Origin of the sequence: Roseateles saccharophilus (assembly GCF_031458095.1) — a bacterium.
Lineage (GTDB): Bacteria > Pseudomonadota > Gammaproteobacteria > Burkholderiales > Burkholderiaceae_C > Pelomonas > Pelomonas saccharophila_A.
Map to the genome: position 1 here is coordinate 556,492 of NZ_JAVDXU010000001.1, position 16,967 is coordinate 573,458.

Here is a 16,967-nt window from a genome sequence, read left to right on the forward strand (position 1 = left end):
AGAGCCGAAAAAATTCCGGCCACGCGCGGTGCGCGAAGCGCTAGCAGTCGCGTCGGCAAGGAGGTGAATTGATGCGATTGATCCCGCCGCAGCCTCCTGGTCGTGCTGATCGGAAAGCGCGTGCCTACGCAGCCGAGATCGCGCAGCTCCACGCACAGGGCTACACGCTGAGCGTGATCCGGCAGGCCCTAGCAACAGTTGGCATCACCGTGAGCATCAGCACGGTTTGGCGCGAGGTGACGCGGCTCAACGGAAGCGAGCGCAAGCCCGTGACCCTGCCGGCCCAGGTTGATCCAGGAGCAATGCTTCCGTCACTGCCTGCCCCTGCTAGTTCCACCCCGATCGCGTCGCTGGTTGCACCACTACACATCACCACTTCGCGCCTCGGCAAAGAAGTTGCCGAGGCTTTTGCTCGAACTCAGAGCACCAACCCCCTCATCCGCGCGAAGGAGCAACGATGAAAGTCGCAGTGATCAACTTCTCGGGCAACGTGGGCAAGACCACCATCTCACGCCACCTGCTATTGCCGCGCATCCCTGGCGCAGAACTCATCTCGATCGAAAGCCTCAACAGCGGCGACGGTCAGAGCCAGGCCCTGCGTGGCCGGCAATTTGGCGAGCTGCAGGAGTACTTGCAGACCGTAGAAAGCGCCGTCGTCGACATCGGCGCCAGCAACGTCGAGGATCTGTTGAACCTCATGGAGCTGTACCGCGGCAGCCAGGAGGACTTCGACTACTTTGTCGTGCCCACTGTGCCGCCCGTGAAACAGCAGCAGGACACGATCGCAACGCTTGTGGAACTCTCGCAGTTGGGTGTGACACCTTCTCGGCTGAAGGTGGTTTTCAACATGGCGGAGATGGGAATCCCGGTCCATCAGTCGTTCTACTTCGTGCTCGCTTTCCTCAAAGAGCAGCCAATTGCCACGCCCGATCCGGCCTGTCGCCTGGGCGCCAATGAAATCTATGCGCGCATTCGCGGTGGGACCAGAGACCTGTCGCAACTGGCCACCGACAGCACGGACTACAAGACGCAAATCCAGCAGGCGCCAAGTTCACAGGAGAAGATGGTCTTGGCGCAGAACCTGGCAACCCGTCGACTGGCCAGCGGCGTCGTACCAGAGCTGGACGCTTGCTTTGCCGCACTGCGTTTGGGTGGGTCAGTTACCACGCTCGGACGCCCGACACAGCGGAAACAGAATGAGCAGCGCGCGTGAGGCATTGATCGCCGAAGCGCTTGGCGACGTCGGCGCTTTGCTCGATCGCGTCGAAATGGTTTCGGCGGCACTACAAGACACCTGTCAGGCAGTGGTGCAAGCCTCTGCCGACCTCAAGGCTGAAACTGCCACCGCCAACCGAAGTGCCGCGCTCGTCATGGAGAACGCGACTACCCAAGCGCTTAGACACATGGCCAGACGGTCGGACGAGATTGCGCGGGCCGCCGCTGAGACCGAGACCCGGGCCATGGAAGCAGCCGCCCGCAAGCTATTCAAGGACGAGCTGGCCCCGGCCTTCAATAGGCTCGCTCGTTCGCTCGGAGGCCGCGCAGAAACTCCCAAACCATTCAGGGGATCTCCCGCCGCGCACGCCGTGACTGCTATCGCTGCTTCTGCCGCAACGTGGACGCTCGCGGTCTTCTTGCTCACGCCATAGCGCCGCAAACGAGGTTGGCATGCAGTTGGAGATCCGCTAGATTTCCGAAGCCTCCAGATTGAGCGTCACAGGCAGGGTAGCGAGCGATGGCAGCTTGGCAGTTCGACGTAGCAGCAGTATTCGAGTACGGCGATCAAACGCTTCCACCGCTGCTGAGACGCCGTGCACAAACCATCTTGGCTGAGAGTTTTGAGCCGCCCCGGCAGATGACGAAAAGCTGGTGGGTCTACGGCCCTGAGGCGGGAAACCGCATCGACCTGTTCGTCGACGACGACGGCACTTGTGAGCTGTCGGCTCGGATCGATGCCCGATCGGACGCGGACTCGTTCCTCAACTGCTGGCTGATCTTGATGCTTGAGCTGAACTGCTCGCTCTACGCACCCGAGCTGGACTGGTCGTTTCCCGCAGATATCGTGTCCCTCAAGGAGGCACTTCAGTCATCGGCAGCGTGGCGCTACGCGCTGACTTATAGATGAACTCCAGCTCTGGCGGCCAGGCGAATACGCTTCGCAGCCCTCGCGCGTAACGCCAACAGAAGTCCAGTCGTGATGCCACCAAGCGATTACCGCAGCCGCATTTGCAACGGTGCGGGCGGACAGTACCTGGCCTCTCTCTACTCGAACCGCCTCCCACAGTTGTCACCCTCGCTGTCTTGCGCTCGGACGTCGATCGCAGCCCGATAGATGGCCTTTTGGTTCTTACGCGTGAGCTGGCCCATCACTTGAGTCCTAGTGGTAGTAGTCTTCCAGCTGATGCCGGGCCGTCAGCACGGCCCCGGTCGTCGCGTCCTCAATCTCGACGGATGCAAGAAAAGGCCCAGATCGAGGTTCACCGGCCGTGGGAGAGGAGCCAGCCGTAACGGACGAGGCCGCCAACACTAAGGGCACCGATAAGCCCAAAGTAGGCAACGAACATGGCGGCCCAAAATCCCGACCTCTCGGCAAGGTTCGGGCCGTCGAGCAAACCGTAGCAAAACAGCGAGACAGCAGCTACGAAGAACAAGCCAGCTACGCCTCGACCTACTGCGCTAGATTCAGTCATGGTTATCACCGTTCTTGAATGGTCGTCAGGGGCTCAAGCATGAGCCCGGGTTGTCGATCTGGATTGAGTCGGGAATATGCACCTTGTGCTCAGCGCCCGCGTATTTCGGGCCGAAGCTCTTGATGTTGCCGACCGGTGCTGAAAGTGGTGCGGCGATTGCATGGAAGATGCTTCAATCGCCACATGATTGGCGGCACTCGGTTTGACCAACAGCCGCCGCCTGGCTTCCCTCAGTGATAGTCGTCTTCGAGTTGGTGACGCACTGTCAGCACCGTCACCATCGACGCGTCTTCAATCTCAAACAAGGCGACGTACCCCGACCGCCCGAATGGAACCACCAGCTCCCGCAGAAATGGACTCTGCGCGGCTTTGCGGCAGGTGAAAGGTGACGTCTTCAGCGTGGCGATGCCGGCACGCAGTGCGTCAAGCGCCTCGCCGGCCAGCTCGAGATTGCCTCCATCGCGCGCCAACTCTCGCTCCAGCACAAAGTCAAATAGCTCCTCGAGATCTCGCTCGGCCGCACGCGTCAGCCTGACTTTGAAGGTCACTTGCGGTTCTTCGAGGTCTGAGCGCGCGCCGCGTCCAGCCTTCGTTGGAGGTTGCCGAGCAGGACGTCGGCCTCCACATACTCGCCTGTCCGACGCGCCTCGTCCCGTGAACGTAGACCACGGGCGATGAACTCCGCCTGGACCTGGCGCCGATGCACATGGGCTCGCACCGAGGCCTCCACGAACTCCGACAGTGACTCGCCCTCGTTGAGGACGGCCTCTACTTCCGCGCGGAGATCCGGCTCCACACGTACGGCTGGGATGGTCGCGGTCTTCATGGATGAATTGTAGTGCAATTGCATTACACCGTCTCGATTGATCCAAGTCGCGGTGTAGCGAGTTCAAGGCAATGCCGAAGGTCGGTGACATGAATAACCTCTGCCCAACGGAACAAGTGCGTTCCTGCCATGCTGCGACTCGCCGCGCGCCGAATTGGCGCTGGATTCGGAGGCGAATCCAGCGCATCACCGTCAACACGCCTTGATCTTGTGCATCTCCTCGGCCAGCATCCACAGCGCACGATTGAGACTGACGCCCCGATCAATGCTGCCAACCGGGCGTGTATGCAGGCGGCGGCCTTGGGCGCTGCGGCCAGGCTGACCACCACGAATCACGTTTTCCTGGACCCGCTGGAACGTCGTCCACAGGCTGTGACCGGCGTCTTCAGGCCTGCGCGCCTGGATGAGCTGTTGAGCTGTCACCGGCGCCGGCCGATGGCCGCCGGTTTCCTCCACGACCCGCTCACCGAACCGCAGTGCCAGCGCGGCGGTCGCGAAGGCAATTTCCTCTGGCGGTTCCAGTTGCAGCGCTTTCATGGCCTCGGCGTGCGTCGCGACCTTCTCGAATTCGTCGAGAACGCGGAAAGCGCCCTCGATGACCTCGTCTTGGATGTTGCCCTTGTGCGGGATGCGGATGTCATCCACGACGTCGCCGACCACCAGGCCATTGCAGCAGACGAAGCGGAACATGCCCGCGAGCATCTGGTACGAACTGGCACCGTCGTGGCTGTTGATCAGGATGATCTCGTTGGCCTCGGGCTTGGTCTGGACCTGCCCGGCATGCCGCATGCGGATCATGTGCTTGGTGAACTCCGTCTTGCCTTCGACTCGACTTGAGCCTTGGGCCACCATGAACGGCTCGAAGCCTTCCTTACGCAGGCCGCGCAAGACATCAATGGTTGGGATGTAGGTGTAGCGCTCTGAGCGGCTGACATGCTTGCCTGCCGCAAAGATGGACGGCGCTGCCGCCCGCATCTGGTCCTCAGTGAGGGGTTCATCGCTGCGCAGCGTGCGCGAAGCGCGGCCAGAAAAACGGGTGGCCAGCGTGGGATGGGTCGAGTACATGATGGATTCCTTCGATCGTTGCTGGGTTCGAAGGGCGGACAAACGCAATCCGCGAAGCCCGCCCTGATGGGGTCAGGCATCGGCATGCGCCGGCCGTCGTGCGTCGCTTGATTGGGTGCGGCGCGCCTCGCCTTCGGCACGGGTATCGAGGTAGTCGATCTCCTCTGCCGTGAACTCCATCCCGTAGACCGTCGCGCCGTCCTTCTCGTAGTTGTTGTTCCGGACACGCCCGACGATGTTCACGTGCGAACCACGGCCCAAGAAGTCGGCAGCGTTCTCAGCGAGGCTGCCCCACAGCGTCCATTGAATCGCGGTGGCGGTTTCTTCGCGGGTCTCGCCCGAGCCCCGCACCGAGTTGCTAATCGCCGTCACTGTCGCCTTGGTGATGCGGCCTTCCGGGCGCGGGACAAACTGAACCACCACAGGCCCAGCGAGATGCGCATTGCGTTGAATGACGTGAACGTTGGCCATGACCAATCTCCTGTCGTGAAAGATCAGCCGGGCTCCGGATTGGTTGCCCTGAATGAAGATCCTTCACTTGGACTCCTCGCACCCGCCCACGGGCGGGCGGGGGGTGGGCATGGCCCCTTCCTTTGGGAAGGGGTTGGGGATGGGGTCGGGTTTGAACGCAGCCGAAGCAGTGCGCCGGTTTCCCGGCCCACCGTATGAAGATCCCCCGCAAGTCCCCCTCACCCAGGGACGGGGGTTGCGGGGGAGCGCGGTGGGACGACCAGCGCACAGGCTGCCCCCACGGGCGACGCAGCCTCGCGGCCGATGTGCCAGCTCGCCTGGCGCAGCGGTTGCAACGAAGTCGCCCGCATCTTTCGAGCAGTGGCGACCCCGCGGCCGGCGTGACACCAAGCGAAGCGACTGGCGCGACGGTCGAGCCGCTGCGAGCATTTCTGGTGTTCGCGGCCCGGCTACGGGCTTGGCGGGTGACCGGGATGGCGATCTGGCCGGCCAGGCGCGAAGCGCAGCCCATCAGGACCGGCCTGTTCGCCAAGCGGCTCTTTCACGCGTAGCGGGAAGGAAACAAGCCGCGGTCTCCGGGAACGGGAAGGGCCCGCGCGCCAGCTTCTGGCTTGCAGCCAGCCCCGCGAACTTGCAGTTCATCCGCCCGCGCTGACGATCCATCGCCTGGCGCTCGCACCACGAGGCCCGCGTGCAGACACTGCAATCACTGACACAGCCAACGCACCGGAGCCCACCATGAACACCGCAGCCAAGACCTTCATCGTCGCCAGCGCTTCAGTCGCCGCGGCTGCCGCCACCGGCGTCGCTCTGGCCAATCACGCGGCAGCACCGGCCAAGGAGATCGTCAAGCTGGAGCGCGTGGTCATCGTTGGCAAGCGCGCCGATGCCGTGGCCCTGCTGCCCCGCGTCGTCATCGAAGGCCGCCGCGATTCGACGATGTTCGCCGCTGCGCAAGCAGCGGTGTGGATCGTCTGAGCGGACGCCGCCGTCAGTAACCAACCCGCCGCATGCGGGTTTTCTTTTTGCCGCAACGCGGCAGCGGCCCGGCTACGGGCATGGCGGGTGATCGGTGTGGCGAGCTGACTGGCTGGGCGCGAAGCGCCCTATTGAGCCAGCCAGTTCGCCAAGCGGCTCGTTCACGCGGAGCGTGAAGGAAGCAAGCCGCGGTCGTCGATCACGGGAGGGCCGCCCCAAGCCTTGAGCGAAGCCAACGTCGGACTTCAAGGATTCCCTGATCACAGCAGCTGGCCAAGTTGCTACAGTGAAACCCGGAGCGAAAGCCTCGGCCTCGCTCCCCTGCTTTTCCTCCCTGAGCAGGCTTCAACGCTGACAGCGAAGAAGGTACAGCCCTCGGCCGCGGCCGAGGGCTCTTTTTTTGCCTGATGCCAGTTCGGCCATGCCAGCCGAAGAGCTTCGGGCGGAATCGCCTGCAGACCGCTCAGCGGACACACGCGGCCCGGCTACGGGCGTGGCGGGCGCCGGCAAAGCCGAACAGGCCTGCGGCCAGATCGGCAATGCCGGCGCGGGAACGGGCCGCACGCCGCCCAGGCAATGCCTCGGCGGCGCCAACTCCAATCTCCAGAAAACGGGCAAGGGGCAAAGCCCCCTGCCCTGGCCCCTTCAGGCGTCGGTCCGCAGCAGCTCCGGCAACCAGCGCTTACCAGCCAGCAGACCTTCCGCCATGCCGACCGCCTCCGCCTTCTTGAGCCTCGACACCTCACCCACGGCGTCGCCCTGCCCCGCCTCCGTGAGCGCCTGTACGATCAGCGCCTTGGGCACTCGGCCGAGATAGGTCTCGCCGGTAGCTTCCCACCAGTCGGCCATGTCGAGCGCGGCAGCCTGTGCCAGCACTTGGGCCGGCTTCGTATGGGAGGAACCGTGCAGCGCATGCGCGGTTAGCGCCGCGCACACCACCAACAGCTCCTGCAGAGTCTCGATGGGCTGCTCCAGCATGAACGTCATCAGCTCCTTCGGGTCGGCTGGCAAGCGTGCACGCAACGCATCGACGACGGTCTGCAGATTCTTGTGCGCGGAGCTGTCGACCATCGCGGGCGCGATCTGCAACAGCTGCCAGTTCGGGCTGCGCACCGAAACCCCCAGCGCGGTCGGCGACTCATACTGCGCCGAGACCTTCTCATAGAGCAGCGGCACGGCCATCGAGTGCGCCAATGCCGCCAGGGCGACCTGCGGCTTGCGCAGCAGCGCGACCTGCAGGGCTTCCGTCTTGTAGGCAGTCAGCTCCATGCGCAGCATGGACGACACCCCCTTGGTAGGCGTCTCCTGATCGCTCGCGCCCTCTCCATCGGCGGCCGCACCTCGGGACACGGATGCCGTCGCCTTGGCGCGCCACGCCTTGTAGTCTTCCTGCCGCATCAGGTTGCGTTTGACGATCACGCGGCCATCCGACCCCAGCGTCAACAGCGCTCCAGCCATTGCCATCACATCCGCCGGGCAATAGGCAAGCTTGGACTCGATGGCGTCGATCTGCATCTGATAGGCCTGCGTCTGCTCTTCCAGCGCCTCGATGAGGTCGGTGCTGTCCGCATCCGAGTCTTCTTCGTCGTACAGGGCTTCAAGCTTGTCCTCGGTCTCATCCTTCGCCCGCTGCAGTTCGCCCAGCGCGCGCGCCTGCTCCGCCGAGGGCTCGTGCCGCTGCGTGGGCGCTTCGCAATATCGCTGCCGCACCTCGTAGTCGTACTCGAAGGCCACCTCGACCCAGGCCCAGCCGTCCTTGTCCTGTTCGGCCGCCCCCAGGGCCTTGAGCCGCTCCATCGCCAGCCGCTGCATCAGCTCCGGGTCGCCTATGTGCTCCGCATCGCCCTGCTCGTTGCTGAACAGGTCGCGAATGACATGGCCGCCCGCCTGCTCATAGGCGTCCAGGCCCACGAACTTGACCACCGAGCCCCGCACCCCGTCGCCGAGGATCACGTTGCGGATGGCGCTTGGGCTGCGGCTGTAGGCCGGCAGGCATTCCCAAGCGCCTTCCTGCTTCTCGTGCGTATCGGCCAGCGACAGCGCCATGAGCTGGTCCATGTTCATGTCGCCCGCGCGGTACAGCGCGAAAAGCTTGGGCGACACGGTGGCGAGCTTCAGGCGGCGCTTGACAGTCAGTGGCGTGAGCCCGAAGCACACGGCGATGTCCTCGATGCCGGCACCGGCCGCCACCATGTCCGCGAACGCCCGCACGGTGTCCGCGATGCTCATCGGCTTCTGGCCCTGGTTCTCGGCCATGCTGACCGCAATGGCCCGCTCGGCCGGGACCACGGCGCACAGCACCTCGAAGGCCAGCGTGATGCGCCCGCGCTTGACCAGCACGTTCAGTGCCCGCAAACGCCGACCGCCCGCGATCACACCGTGTGTGAACAGCCGCTTGCTGTCGCGGCCCTTGCCGCGCCGGGGGCTGTCGTAGGCCAGCACCGACAGGTTCTGCAACAACCCCTGGGCGTCGATGAGATCGGCCAGCTCGTCGATCTCAGCCTCGGTGGGCTCGTCCTTGCGCACGTTGCGCTCATCCAACCGCAGGCACCGCAGCGGCAAGTACTGGAGGTTCGCCTCTTCGGCCCCTGCCCGCAGGGCAATGCCTGCTTCCTGGTGAGTCTCGGGAGGTGCGGAGGGAACGTCCGCTTCGAGGCTGTTGCTGCCGCGGGTGGTGAGGGTTTCGGTCTTGCTCATGGTTCACGCCTTTCTGCGTTGGTGGTGGGAAAACCTGCTTCCTGGAGCCGTCTCGACGGACCAGGAGCGCGGCGCCCACCGAAGGCAATGGCCGGCCCGGAGGCCGCAGCCCGGCGCATCGCGACGGGACCGGGTGAGGACACGGAGCGCAGCTGCACCGTTGACTTCGGTGGGCGCTGCGCTACCCGTCGAGAAAGGGACGGCCCAGGACGCAGGCCCCCCCAAGCGGAAACTGCGAGCAAGACCGACGGATTCGCCCCCACCACCCGCGGCAGCGCGCAGCGGGCCCAGCGGGGGCCACTGCGCCCCCCCACTGCGCAGCGGTGCACTTCAGCGCCGCCAGGCGCCTGCGAGAGGGATCGAAAGGGCTGCGCATCAGTCCACGCACCGCGTGGATGAGCGCCAGGCGCGAACCCGCAAGAGCCCGGCCGGCCGGTGACTCCGGCCAAGCTCGCCCAGCTCACCAGGCCAGCCGAAAGCGTGGACGTTGCCCGCTTTATGATGTGCTGTATAAATACACAGTATTCAGCGAAGCGCCCGACATCGCTTCATCCCACCCACGCAGCCAGCACGCTGGCGCCTGGTCAGCCCGGTGGCCCAGTCCAAGGAGAAGCACATGAGCAAGCCGCTCTACATCGCCTACTTCGCCATCAACCCCTATGGCGAGGACGTGCCGACCCAAGCCATGGATGCGGCCAGGAAGGCGCTTGAAGACAAACTGGGAGGTGCCTGGCAGGTCCTTGCCGCCAAGGCCGCCTTCGAGGAAGCCGGCGGGCTGCCGGCGTACTGGGCTGGCAGCGAGCTGCCAAGCATCGTGCGCTGGACCAGAGCAGCCCAGGCAGCACTGAACGCCGCATTCAAGGCAGAACCCCCGCGCCAGGCCACGATCGAGGATCTCGAGCAACTAGACGAGGCCTGTATCGACGTCATATCGGCAGCCCACTACGCGTACACACCCGAGGAATGGCTTGTCGTGTTCACCGCCCACTTCGGCATGAGTGACCACTGCGAATCGCACGAACAGGCTCTGGAAGCCGCGCGCCATTGGCTCACGGTCGCGACCGGCGCATGCCCGATCTCCGCGGCCGACCAGCAGATCCGCAACGTCTACCGAGCCCGCAGCCGGGCTCTTGAGTCGAGCCGAACCGCCGGTGGCAATCGGCAAAGGCCAGCGACCGAGCTGCATCGCCTCGTGCTCCAAACGAACGCTCAGGGAGCCCGGCCATGCAATTGAAACTGACCGACCCCGACAGCATCATTGCCTGGTGGCAGGTGTTCCCGGAAAGGCACGACAGTTTCCTGACCTACAAGATCAACGCCAGCCCTGAATTCGCGCCAGCCATCAGCGAGGCCCGCCGTCGCATCGCCGCTGACCCAGTGCTTGCCGGCCTGCTCAGACAGGTGGAACAGCGCACCCGACAGCATGAAGCCCAGCAGGCCGCGTTCAGAGAGACGCCCAGCGCCAATGAGTTTCTGCATCGGGAACTCGCGGCCTAGACTTCCAACCAACACAGCGAGGTACCGACATGGATTCGCAGGCTTCATGGCGTCAGGACTGGGAGATTGACGAGAAGGTCGACAGCGTCGATGTGCCAATTGCATGGCACCGATCCGGCCTGGGCTTCGAAATCGAGTACGACGACATTGCGTGGGTTCACGGCGTCGCCTACGTGTCCAGGAGCCGCGAGAAGGAGCTCCTCCTGGAGATGGGCGAAGCGGCCTTCGCTGAGTCTCCACCGAACTGGATCGCCAGCTCAGCCAGCTGTGGCGCGAGCTGGGGTACACCGACTTCTCGTCGTGCAGGAGTGATCCCCATGCGCCATGGCGTGCCGACTGGGCCATGAACGTCGACGAAGGTGCCCGGGCGCAGGCGGTGCACTCGTCAGGCCTGGGCCTGACCATCCACCCCGACGTCGACATGGGCTCTGTACCCGTGTGGGAAGCTGTTGAATCGCCACACTACGCCGTCGAGTGCGCTCGCCTGAAGCGCGAGATGGGCGAAGACAAATACGCGGAGTTCCTTGCGAATCGCCGTCATGAAGCTCTAGAGCTCTGGTACGGCCTCGGGCATGGCAATGGCAACGCCTTGCGGCCGACCTCCTCTTCCGTCGCAGCTTCGCACTGCCCTGCGGACCGACAGACGCCGTACGCCCTTTGGTTTGAGGCCAGCCCTTTCAGCGCGGACACAGAGCCAGCGGCTCGAGAGGTCGCACGCAAGATCCTGGACCGCCACTTTGGCGCAGCCAATGTGGTCGCGGCTCATCAAGCCGCGCTGGCCACCGGCAAGCGATATGTCTGCGAGTCAGGCGCGATGCCTGAAGCAGTGCGTGCCTGGCTTGCCGCGATCGGCGAAGCGTACTGGGCCGCCTGGGAGGCGGCGGGACTGCCAGCCTTGACGGCTGAGTTGTCCCGCGACAACCCACAACTCGATTGCAGCTGCGTGATGGTCGGACCCAACGGCACTCCGGAAGCCGAGCAAAAGCCGTTTGGGCTCCACAGGCGGATCTTTGACGTCTGGATCGAATCGAGCGCCTTCGAGCCGGACGATGAGTCTTCGATTGCCGACTATGCGCGCGAGGCGCTCTGCACGAAGTTTGGCAACCAGGAGGCCGTCATCGAGGCCAAAGCCGCATGCCAGGCTGCTGGCGGCATTCACGCAGCGGAGCCGCAGCCCGATGCGGTTGTCGCGTGGCGAGCGGCCGCGCGCGAGGCCTTGGCTGAAGCGATCGACCTCGTCACGCATTTCGACGACGAGCTGGCTGGGCGTATCCGCACTCACGCCAACTTCGAACGCTGCTTCATCGAAGTGGGGAGTCCGCGCCTGATGTCGTCGGTCTGACCGCACTCGCTGGCGCCGAGCCGTAAGCGGCCAGCGAAGTCGTGTTGATCCGCTGAGCTGTGCCTAGGATGCTCGTATCCATCAACGACTGAACTGCCCCCCAGAAGTTGGACAGCCTGTGTCTGTGCCTAAGCGTTGATCTGCAACGGGGTTGAGCAAAATATTGAGGCTCGGCTTTGCAGCGGTTGCTGACCGTACCCGCCGGCGTCCGTACGGCAGCAATGTGCTGATTCTGTTGAAGAACTCGCTCGGGCCGCGGCATCAATGCAGTGTCCAAGCCGCCCGCAGTTCGAGAGCGCGGGTGGTTGCGTTCGAGGTGGCCTTGCCCGGCCCTTCAGGCCGGAACCAGTTCTGGGCTGCTCAATCGCTTTGCCATTCGCCGCAAGTTCTGAACCGTCGCCGCCAGCAAGAATTCGTCGCGTGCGCCGGTGAGCCCTCGTAGCCGCAGACGGTCGAGCTTGAGGATTCGCTTGAGGTGTGCGAACAGCATCTCGACCTTCTTGCGCTCCCTCCTGGATTGCCGGTACTCGGGCGTGTCCGCTAGTTGGCGGGCGACGTCGCGGGCATCTTCATGGACGCTGCGCGCGATCTTGCGCATCGGCGTATTTGGGCAGCATTGCTGCTTACGAGAGCATTGTGCGCAGTCGTGGTGACTGGCCCTGTAGATCACGGTGTCCGCCCTGGTCACCCTGTCACGCTCCACCGTGAAGGTGCGCCGGTCGCAGCGAAGTGCATGGCCCTCAGGGCAGCGGTACTCGTTGCTCTGAGCGATCCACTGGAACTCCGAGCTTGATAGCGTCCCGTCCTTGCGACCGGTCTTGTCCCACACGGGCACGTGCGGCTTGATGCCTTTGTCCTTGACCATCCAGCTGAGCATCGGTGCGATGCCATAGGCCATGTCCCCCACCAGCCGACCGGGCTTGAGGCCGAAGCGGCGTTCGACGCGATCGACCATGGTCTTCGTCGCCTCCACTTCGCGAGGTCGAAGCGCAGGCGTAGCCTCTACGTCCACGATGACGCCGGCCTCCAAGTCGATGAGGTAGTTGGTCGAGTACGCGAAGAATGCTGGACCGCCAGAAGCAGCCGTCCACTGCGCAGCCGGGTCTGTCAGCGAGACCTTCTTGGGTGGTGACGAGGGCGGTTGTTCATCGTCGCCGGCCGGGTTCTCCAGTTGCAACGCCTCGATGTACTCACGCACAGCGCGCGTTGAAGTGCCGTCGTCGCGCCACTTCCTTGCCTCGGCTCCAGGCACGCCACGCGCGCGATTGGCATCGGCCTTGATCACGCTGGCATCCACAGCAAATCCCTCGCCACGTACCAGCCCCTCGTGCATGCAGCGGCGCAGAACGCTCTCGAAGACCAGGCGGAAGGCGTCGCTCTGACGGAAGCGCCCGTGTCGGTTCTTCGAGAAGGTCGAATGATCTGGAACTGGATCTTCGAGATCCAGCCGACAGAACCAACGGTAGGCCAGGTTCAGATGCACTTCCTCGCACAACTGGCGTTCGGATCGAGTGCCGAAGCAGTAGCCGATGACCAGCATCCGGATCATCAACTCCGGGTCAATCGAGGGGCGGCCGGTGTGGCTGTAGAACGGGGCAAGTTGTTGGCGCAGGTCGCCGAGATCGAAGTAGCGGTCGATGCCCCGAAGGAGATGGCCTTGGGGTATGTGGTCGTCGAGGTTGAAGCTGTAGAAGAGTCTGTCTTGCGTGCCGCCGCTCTGACCCATCATCTGCTCGCCCTCCGCTGCCACGATGCAGGAACTTAGGTCAGCAGGCGCAGATTGCCATCGGGTTTTTCAACAGAATCTGCCCATAGCAGACCTCGGTCGAACTACGGGTCAAGGCTGGTTCCGGTCGCTCGCAGCGGGCCTGCTCAGTTACCGCTTTGCAACCCTGAGCCGCCGGTCGACCATCGTCGCCATCTGTCCCGAAAGCAGCCGTTCAACGTTCGAGTTAACCGACCCGCGGACGCGAGCCCCGTCCAGTTGAACGAGGGGCTAATCCGCCGTCCAGGTGCAGGGTGAAACGATAGCCTTGATCGCTTCCAATTTAAGGATTAGGCGCGGCCTTGTACGAGCTTCAGTGCTCCGCGATACAGAAACGGTATCCAGTATGAGGTCATACCTTTGCGATCACGCTTTTCAAAGAAGCCGACCGATACGAGGCGCTCAGCTAATGTTGTGGCCTTTTCCGGCGAAACCTGCCAGATAGCCTGCAGCGAGGTCAGGCCATGTTCGGATTTCTGACCCTCAAGTCGATCCATATACAACTTAAGGTCCGGATACTCGGCCACCATAGTCTGTGCGTATCGAACTCTAGATACTTCCTTCAGGGCTTCCTTGAAAACGGCTCGGTCAAATAGTTGAGTGTCTGGCGGTTCAGGTTCGCCGCGCTCAAGTCGCTTAATCTGCAAATCTTTGATCGACTCAAACAGGTGAATCAATTCACGAGGAGCGCTTACCCCAAGCCCATCCTTAACTCGCGTTACCATCCATTCAAAAGTGTCAGGATTCTTTCCGGTGTCTACCTTGTCGGGAAGGATGGCTCTGAGCAACTTCACCTGCTCCTCGAAATCGGTCTTAACTTCATGCGCTTGCAAGCCCAGCATACCCAGCAACTCGGGGCTATTGAGAAGTCGCAGCGCAATCAGATTCAGCAATCCTTGTTCGGTCCAGGCGATGCTGGTCGTACGGGTAATATGACTGGCCTCGGCAAAGCCGCCTTCGGAAATCCTGCGCCATATGTCATCACGAACAAAAATCTTGAGAACAATATTATCAAGCGAGCGCAAGTCGTTATACGTTCTAAACAGTGCGCGAAGGGCGTTCCGCTCTAAGTCAGGCGAATCTATGAAGGCAACGTCAAGCCGATCAAACAGAATCCAAAGCTTTGTTCCGATACGTTCGAAAGCTTTGTCTGCAGTTTCCAACAATGCGTCAACCGGAACGTCGTCAAGCCCCTGTTGCTGCGACGTATCCCTGAACTCGGTTTTGCGGGTAGCAGTGGGTAGTCCTGTGGCTGGATCAATAGACAGTCCATACTCAACGGCTGCCACGTCGCGCGTCAGAAGTCCCTTGAAGTAGCTTTGTGCCGATCGGAATGCTGAAGCAAGGCTCGCATCCGGAATGAGTAGCTTTGCCTTCTGAAGTGCGGAGATCAATGCATTGGCTTGATCATTCCGTACTGCGCGATCTTGAAGAGCTTTTGCGGCAAGAACTAGACAATAAAGCTTCCAAAGGAAGATGAACGAACTTTCTGAAGGCGGGGGCGAGGATACTAAGCCCTTAAAAACCGTTGCACCCTTTACGTTCTCGGCCGATGCAAGAATGACGCCGTTCCGCTCTAAGTCGTCGGCCTGCATATTCAGGAGGCCGTACAGGGCGCTCTTGCCAGTTCCCTTAGGACCATAAACAACATCTTTCCGACCTGTAAGCATGTCGGACCACTGGCTGGTCTCAACGAAATAGCGGGCCAGTTCAGAAAGTTCATCCTCTGCCACGCGTTGGCCGAGATTGAGGCTTTTCAAGACGGAAAGCTTCGTCATAGATGGGACGGGCGGGTCGCAAAGAACCACATCATAGTCCAGAGAGGGCGCTGCCGGGGGGCTGCCGGGGGACTGCCGGTAGCGCGCCGGGGGTTCGCCGGGGCGCGCCGGCCATTCTCATAACACGCCGCGTCGCTGCTGTTCGGCTGCCGCAGTTGTGGCGACGGTCGATGAGGCCACCAAGCGGCTGTGTGGGGCTTGTATGCGCCCTCAAGACATTCGAGGCCTTTACGAATAGGACGTCTGCCAAAACTGGTGCTTCCTGCGGTCAACGTTGAAGCTGAGCCGCGAGCGGCGGCCTGCCGACATGAGTCGGCTTGAGCCGCTTCCGGCAGCGACATCCGGACAGTGCACGAACTTCTGGGGCGTGCAGATGTGGCCATCACCATGATCTACACCCACGTACTACGCTTGGGTGGAGGTGCGGTACGCTGTCCGCTCAATGCGCTGTACGCGTCCTGCAAAGTCATCTTGAACCGGCTGTCGCCTGCGACAAGGATCCTGTCCACGTAACGTAGGTGGACGCATGACAAGCGACAAAATGACACGGCGGCGATACAGCGAGTCGAAGAAGGCGCAGGTGCTGGCCGAATGCAGCGAGCCCGGCGCGTCAGTGGCCAAGGTGGCGATGGCCCACGGCATCAATGCCAACGTCGTTCACCGCTGGAGGCAGCTGTGTCAGGGCCAGGTTCCTAACGGACTCGCCCAGACAACCGAGTTCATCGCGCTCTCGCTTCCCGCGCTGACGGAGCCCGCCGCGGTGGTGCCTGATGTCCGAGTCGAACTCAAACGCGGGCCGGTCTCGATCACGGTCACCTGGCCGATCAGCGCGGCCTCGGTGCCGGCCCGCATGTCCAGCGGCTCGACCGCCAGCCACACCGCATCCACCCGGATCAACGCAGCATCTCGCGCAGCCAGGTGACCCTAGGAGAAAGCGCACGAAGGTCGCACCGCGCGGAGAATGAAACTAGCGCGCCACCCAGTAGGTGCGCACGTTGGTGAACTCGCGGATACCAGCGGCGGCGAGTTCGTGGCCATAGCCCGACTTCTTCGTGCCACCGAATGGCAGCCGCGCGTCGGGCGTCGTGACTGTGTTGACGACGACTGCTCCGGTCGTGAGCGCCTTGGTGAGTTCAGCCCCACGAGCCGGCGACCGAGTCCAGATGCTCACGGAGAGCCCGAACGGAGTGGCATTGGCCAGGGCAGTGCACCCGGCTACATCAGGAGCAACAGAGATTCCTGCAGCAGGGCCGAATGTCTCCTCATCGAAGACAGCCATGCCAGGACCCGCGTCGGCCAGCGACGTCGGTGCGTAGAAGCTGCCTTGGCCTCCGAGTGCGTGCCCGCCAACAACTAGCCTCGTACCCTCGACGACGGACGCATCCACATGACGCTGAAGCTTATCGCGCAGGTCCTCACGGGCAGGACGCCGGTTCTACTAGCTCCAGGGCAGACTAAGCTCAAGGCAGACTAGTTGTACGGTTCGGGCGACGAGTATCGACGTAGCGAACATCTTCTTCGCCATCACCTTGCGCATCGACTCACCCTTGAGCGTGATGCGGTGCGCCTTGTGCACGATGCGGTCGAGCACCGCGTCGGCCACGGTCGGGTCCGGGAGGAAGGCGTGCCACTTCTCGGTCGGGTACTGGCTCGTGATGAGCAGCGACCCGGTGCGCTGGCGCCGGTCCACCAGTTCCAGAAGAAACTGTCCCGCGAGCGTGACCTCGTGCGGCAGGGTCCAGATGGGCTGATCCGACCCTGCAAATGGGACGGCTACGAAGCCGGGCGTCACGTCCCGACCGGCAAGCCTGGAGAAGTCAGCCCAGTCGATTTGGCCGAGGTGCAGTACCCAGGGACG

At 62.9% G+C, this 16,967-nt stretch carries 18 protein-coding genes and 1 pseudogene; 10 read left to right on the forward strand and 9 right to left on the reverse strand.

What is annotated here, in order from left to right; all coding sequences use genetic code 11:
- Positions 1 to 71 precede the first annotated feature (71 nt).
- The 4 genes from J2X20_RS02340 (at position 72) to J2X20_RS02355 (ending at position 2,125) form a co-directional block, all read left to right on the forward strand.
- Entirely contained in the window at positions 72 to 461 is a 390-nt protein-coding gene (locus J2X20_RS02340; RefSeq protein ID WP_310260307.1) for a hypothetical protein, read from the forward strand.
- A complete protein-coding gene (gene stbB / locus J2X20_RS02345; RefSeq protein WP_310260309.1) occupies positions 458 to 1,213 on the forward strand; it encodes a StbB family protein in 756 nt (251 codons plus the stop codon). Before J2X20_RS02340 ends, stbB begins: the two co-directional genes overlap by 4 nt.
- On the forward strand, positions 1,197 to 1,649 hold the full coding sequence (locus J2X20_RS02350) for a hypothetical protein (protein ID WP_310260312.1): 453 nt from the start codon (positions 1,197 to 1,199) through the stop codon (positions 1,647 to 1,649). The genes stbB and J2X20_RS02350 overlap by 17 nt, the downstream gene beginning before the upstream one ends.
- Positions 1,650 to 1,735: 86 nt before the next feature.
- Positions 1,736 to 2,125, forward strand: coding sequence for a hypothetical protein (locus J2X20_RS02355; RefSeq protein WP_310260316.1), 390 nt, complete (start codon positions 1,736 to 1,738; stop codon positions 2,123 to 2,125).
- 795 nt (positions 2,126 to 2,920) lie between these two features.
- Here the strand turns inward: J2X20_RS02355 and J2X20_RS02360 are convergent.
- The 4 genes from J2X20_RS02360 to J2X20_RS02375 form a co-directional block, all read right to left on the reverse strand.
- Positions 2,921 to 3,238, reverse strand: a complete 318-nt coding sequence (locus J2X20_RS02360) for a type II toxin-antitoxin system RelE/ParE family toxin (RefSeq protein ID WP_310260318.1) — start codon at positions 3,236 to 3,238, stop codon at positions 2,921 to 2,923.
- Positions 3,235 to 3,516, reverse strand: a complete 282-nt coding sequence (locus J2X20_RS02365; protein ID WP_310260321.1) for a YlcI/YnfO family protein — start codon at positions 3,514 to 3,516, stop codon at positions 3,235 to 3,237. The genes J2X20_RS02360 and J2X20_RS02365 overlap by 4 nt, the downstream gene beginning before the upstream one ends.
- Positions 3,517 to 3,708: 192 nt before the next feature.
- Positions 3,709 to 4,581 carry a DUF932 domain-containing protein gene (locus J2X20_RS02370; RefSeq protein WP_310260324.1) on the reverse strand — a complete coding sequence of 291 codons (873 nt, stop codon included), beginning with the start codon at positions 4,579 to 4,581 and terminating at the stop codon, positions 3,709 to 3,711.
- A 72-nt stretch (positions 4,582 to 4,653) separates the two neighbouring features.
- On the reverse strand, positions 4,654 to 5,052 hold the full coding sequence (locus J2X20_RS02375; RefSeq protein ID WP_310260327.1) for a single-stranded DNA-binding protein: 399 nt from the start codon (positions 5,050 to 5,052) through the stop codon (positions 4,654 to 4,656).
- Positions 5,053 to 5,790: 738 nt separating this feature from the next.
- On the opposite strand from J2X20_RS02375, the gene J2X20_RS02380 reads away from it, so the two are divergent.
- The gene (locus J2X20_RS02380) at positions 5,791 to 6,030 is read left to right on the forward strand and encodes a hypothetical protein (protein WP_310260329.1); all 240 of its coding nucleotides are present in this window, start codon (positions 5,791 to 5,793) and stop codon (positions 6,028 to 6,030) included.
- A gap of 645 nt (positions 6,031 to 6,675) precedes the next feature.
- On the opposite strand, the gene J2X20_RS02385 is transcribed toward J2X20_RS02380, so the two are convergent.
- Positions 6,676 to 8,727 carry a ParB/RepB/Spo0J family partition protein gene (locus tag J2X20_RS02385; protein ID WP_310260332.1) on the reverse strand — a complete coding sequence of 684 codons (2,052 nt, stop codon included), beginning with the start codon at positions 8,725 to 8,727 and terminating at the stop codon, positions 6,676 to 6,678.
- 616 nt (positions 8,728 to 9,343) lie between these two features.
- Between J2X20_RS02385 and J2X20_RS02390 the strand changes: the two genes are divergently transcribed.
- From J2X20_RS02390 to J2X20_RS02405, 4 genes are read left to right on the forward strand one after another with little or no spacing between them, the layout of a single operon-like run.
- A complete protein-coding gene (locus tag J2X20_RS02390) occupies positions 9,344 to 9,961 on the forward strand; it encodes a hypothetical protein (protein WP_310260335.1) in 618 nt (205 codons plus the stop codon).
- The gene (locus J2X20_RS02395) at positions 9,952 to 10,224 is read left to right on the forward strand and encodes a hypothetical protein (RefSeq protein WP_310260338.1); all 273 of its coding nucleotides are present in this window, start codon (positions 9,952 to 9,954) and stop codon (positions 10,222 to 10,224) included. The genes J2X20_RS02390 and J2X20_RS02395 overlap by 10 nt, the downstream gene beginning before the upstream one ends.
- A 29-nt stretch (positions 10,225 to 10,253) precedes the next feature.
- Positions 10,254 to 10,571 (forward strand): hypothetical protein, encoded by a 318-nt coding sequence (locus J2X20_RS02400; protein WP_310260341.1) that lies wholly within the window; start codon positions 10,254 to 10,256, stop codon positions 10,569 to 10,571.
- Positions 10,568 to 11,566, forward strand: a complete 999-nt coding sequence (locus J2X20_RS02405) for a hypothetical protein (RefSeq protein ID WP_310260344.1) — start codon at positions 10,568 to 10,570, stop codon at positions 11,564 to 11,566. Before J2X20_RS02400 ends, J2X20_RS02405 begins: the two co-directional genes overlap by 4 nt.
- A gap of 334 nt (positions 11,567 to 11,900) precedes the next feature.
- Here J2X20_RS02405 and J2X20_RS02410 read toward each other — a convergent pair whose 3' ends face one another.
- Positions 11,901 to 13,295 carry an IS1182 family transposase gene (locus J2X20_RS02410; RefSeq protein ID WP_310265078.1) on the reverse strand — a complete coding sequence of 465 codons (1,395 nt, stop codon included), beginning with the start codon at positions 13,293 to 13,295 and terminating at the stop codon, positions 11,901 to 11,903.
- A gap of 326 nt (positions 13,296 to 13,621) precedes the next feature.
- Entirely contained in the window at positions 13,622 to 15,109 is a 1,488-nt protein-coding gene (locus J2X20_RS02415) for a P-loop ATPase, Sll1717 family (protein WP_310260346.1), read from the reverse strand.
- 526 nt (positions 15,110 to 15,635) lie between these two features.
- Here J2X20_RS02415 and tnpA point away from each other — a divergent pair.
- Positions 15,636 to 16,031 carry an IS66-like element accessory protein TnpA gene (tnpA, locus tag J2X20_RS02425; protein WP_310260349.1) on the forward strand — a complete coding sequence of 132 codons (396 nt, stop codon included), beginning with the start codon at positions 15,636 to 15,638 and terminating at the stop codon, positions 16,029 to 16,031.
- A 45-nt stretch (positions 16,032 to 16,076) separates the two neighbouring features.
- On the opposite strand, the gene J2X20_RS02430 is transcribed toward tnpA, so the two are convergent.
- Positions 16,077 to 16,520, reverse strand: coding sequence for an aldehyde dehydrogenase family protein (locus J2X20_RS02430; RefSeq protein ID WP_310265080.1), 444 nt, complete (start codon positions 16,518 to 16,520; stop codon positions 16,077 to 16,079).
- Between the two features lie 27 nt (positions 16,521 to 16,547).
- Positions 16,548 to 16,811 (reverse strand): annotated as a pseudogene (locus tag J2X20_RS02435) (ATP-binding protein); the annotation flags it as partial.
- Positions 16,812 to 16,967: the final 156 nt, after the last annotated feature.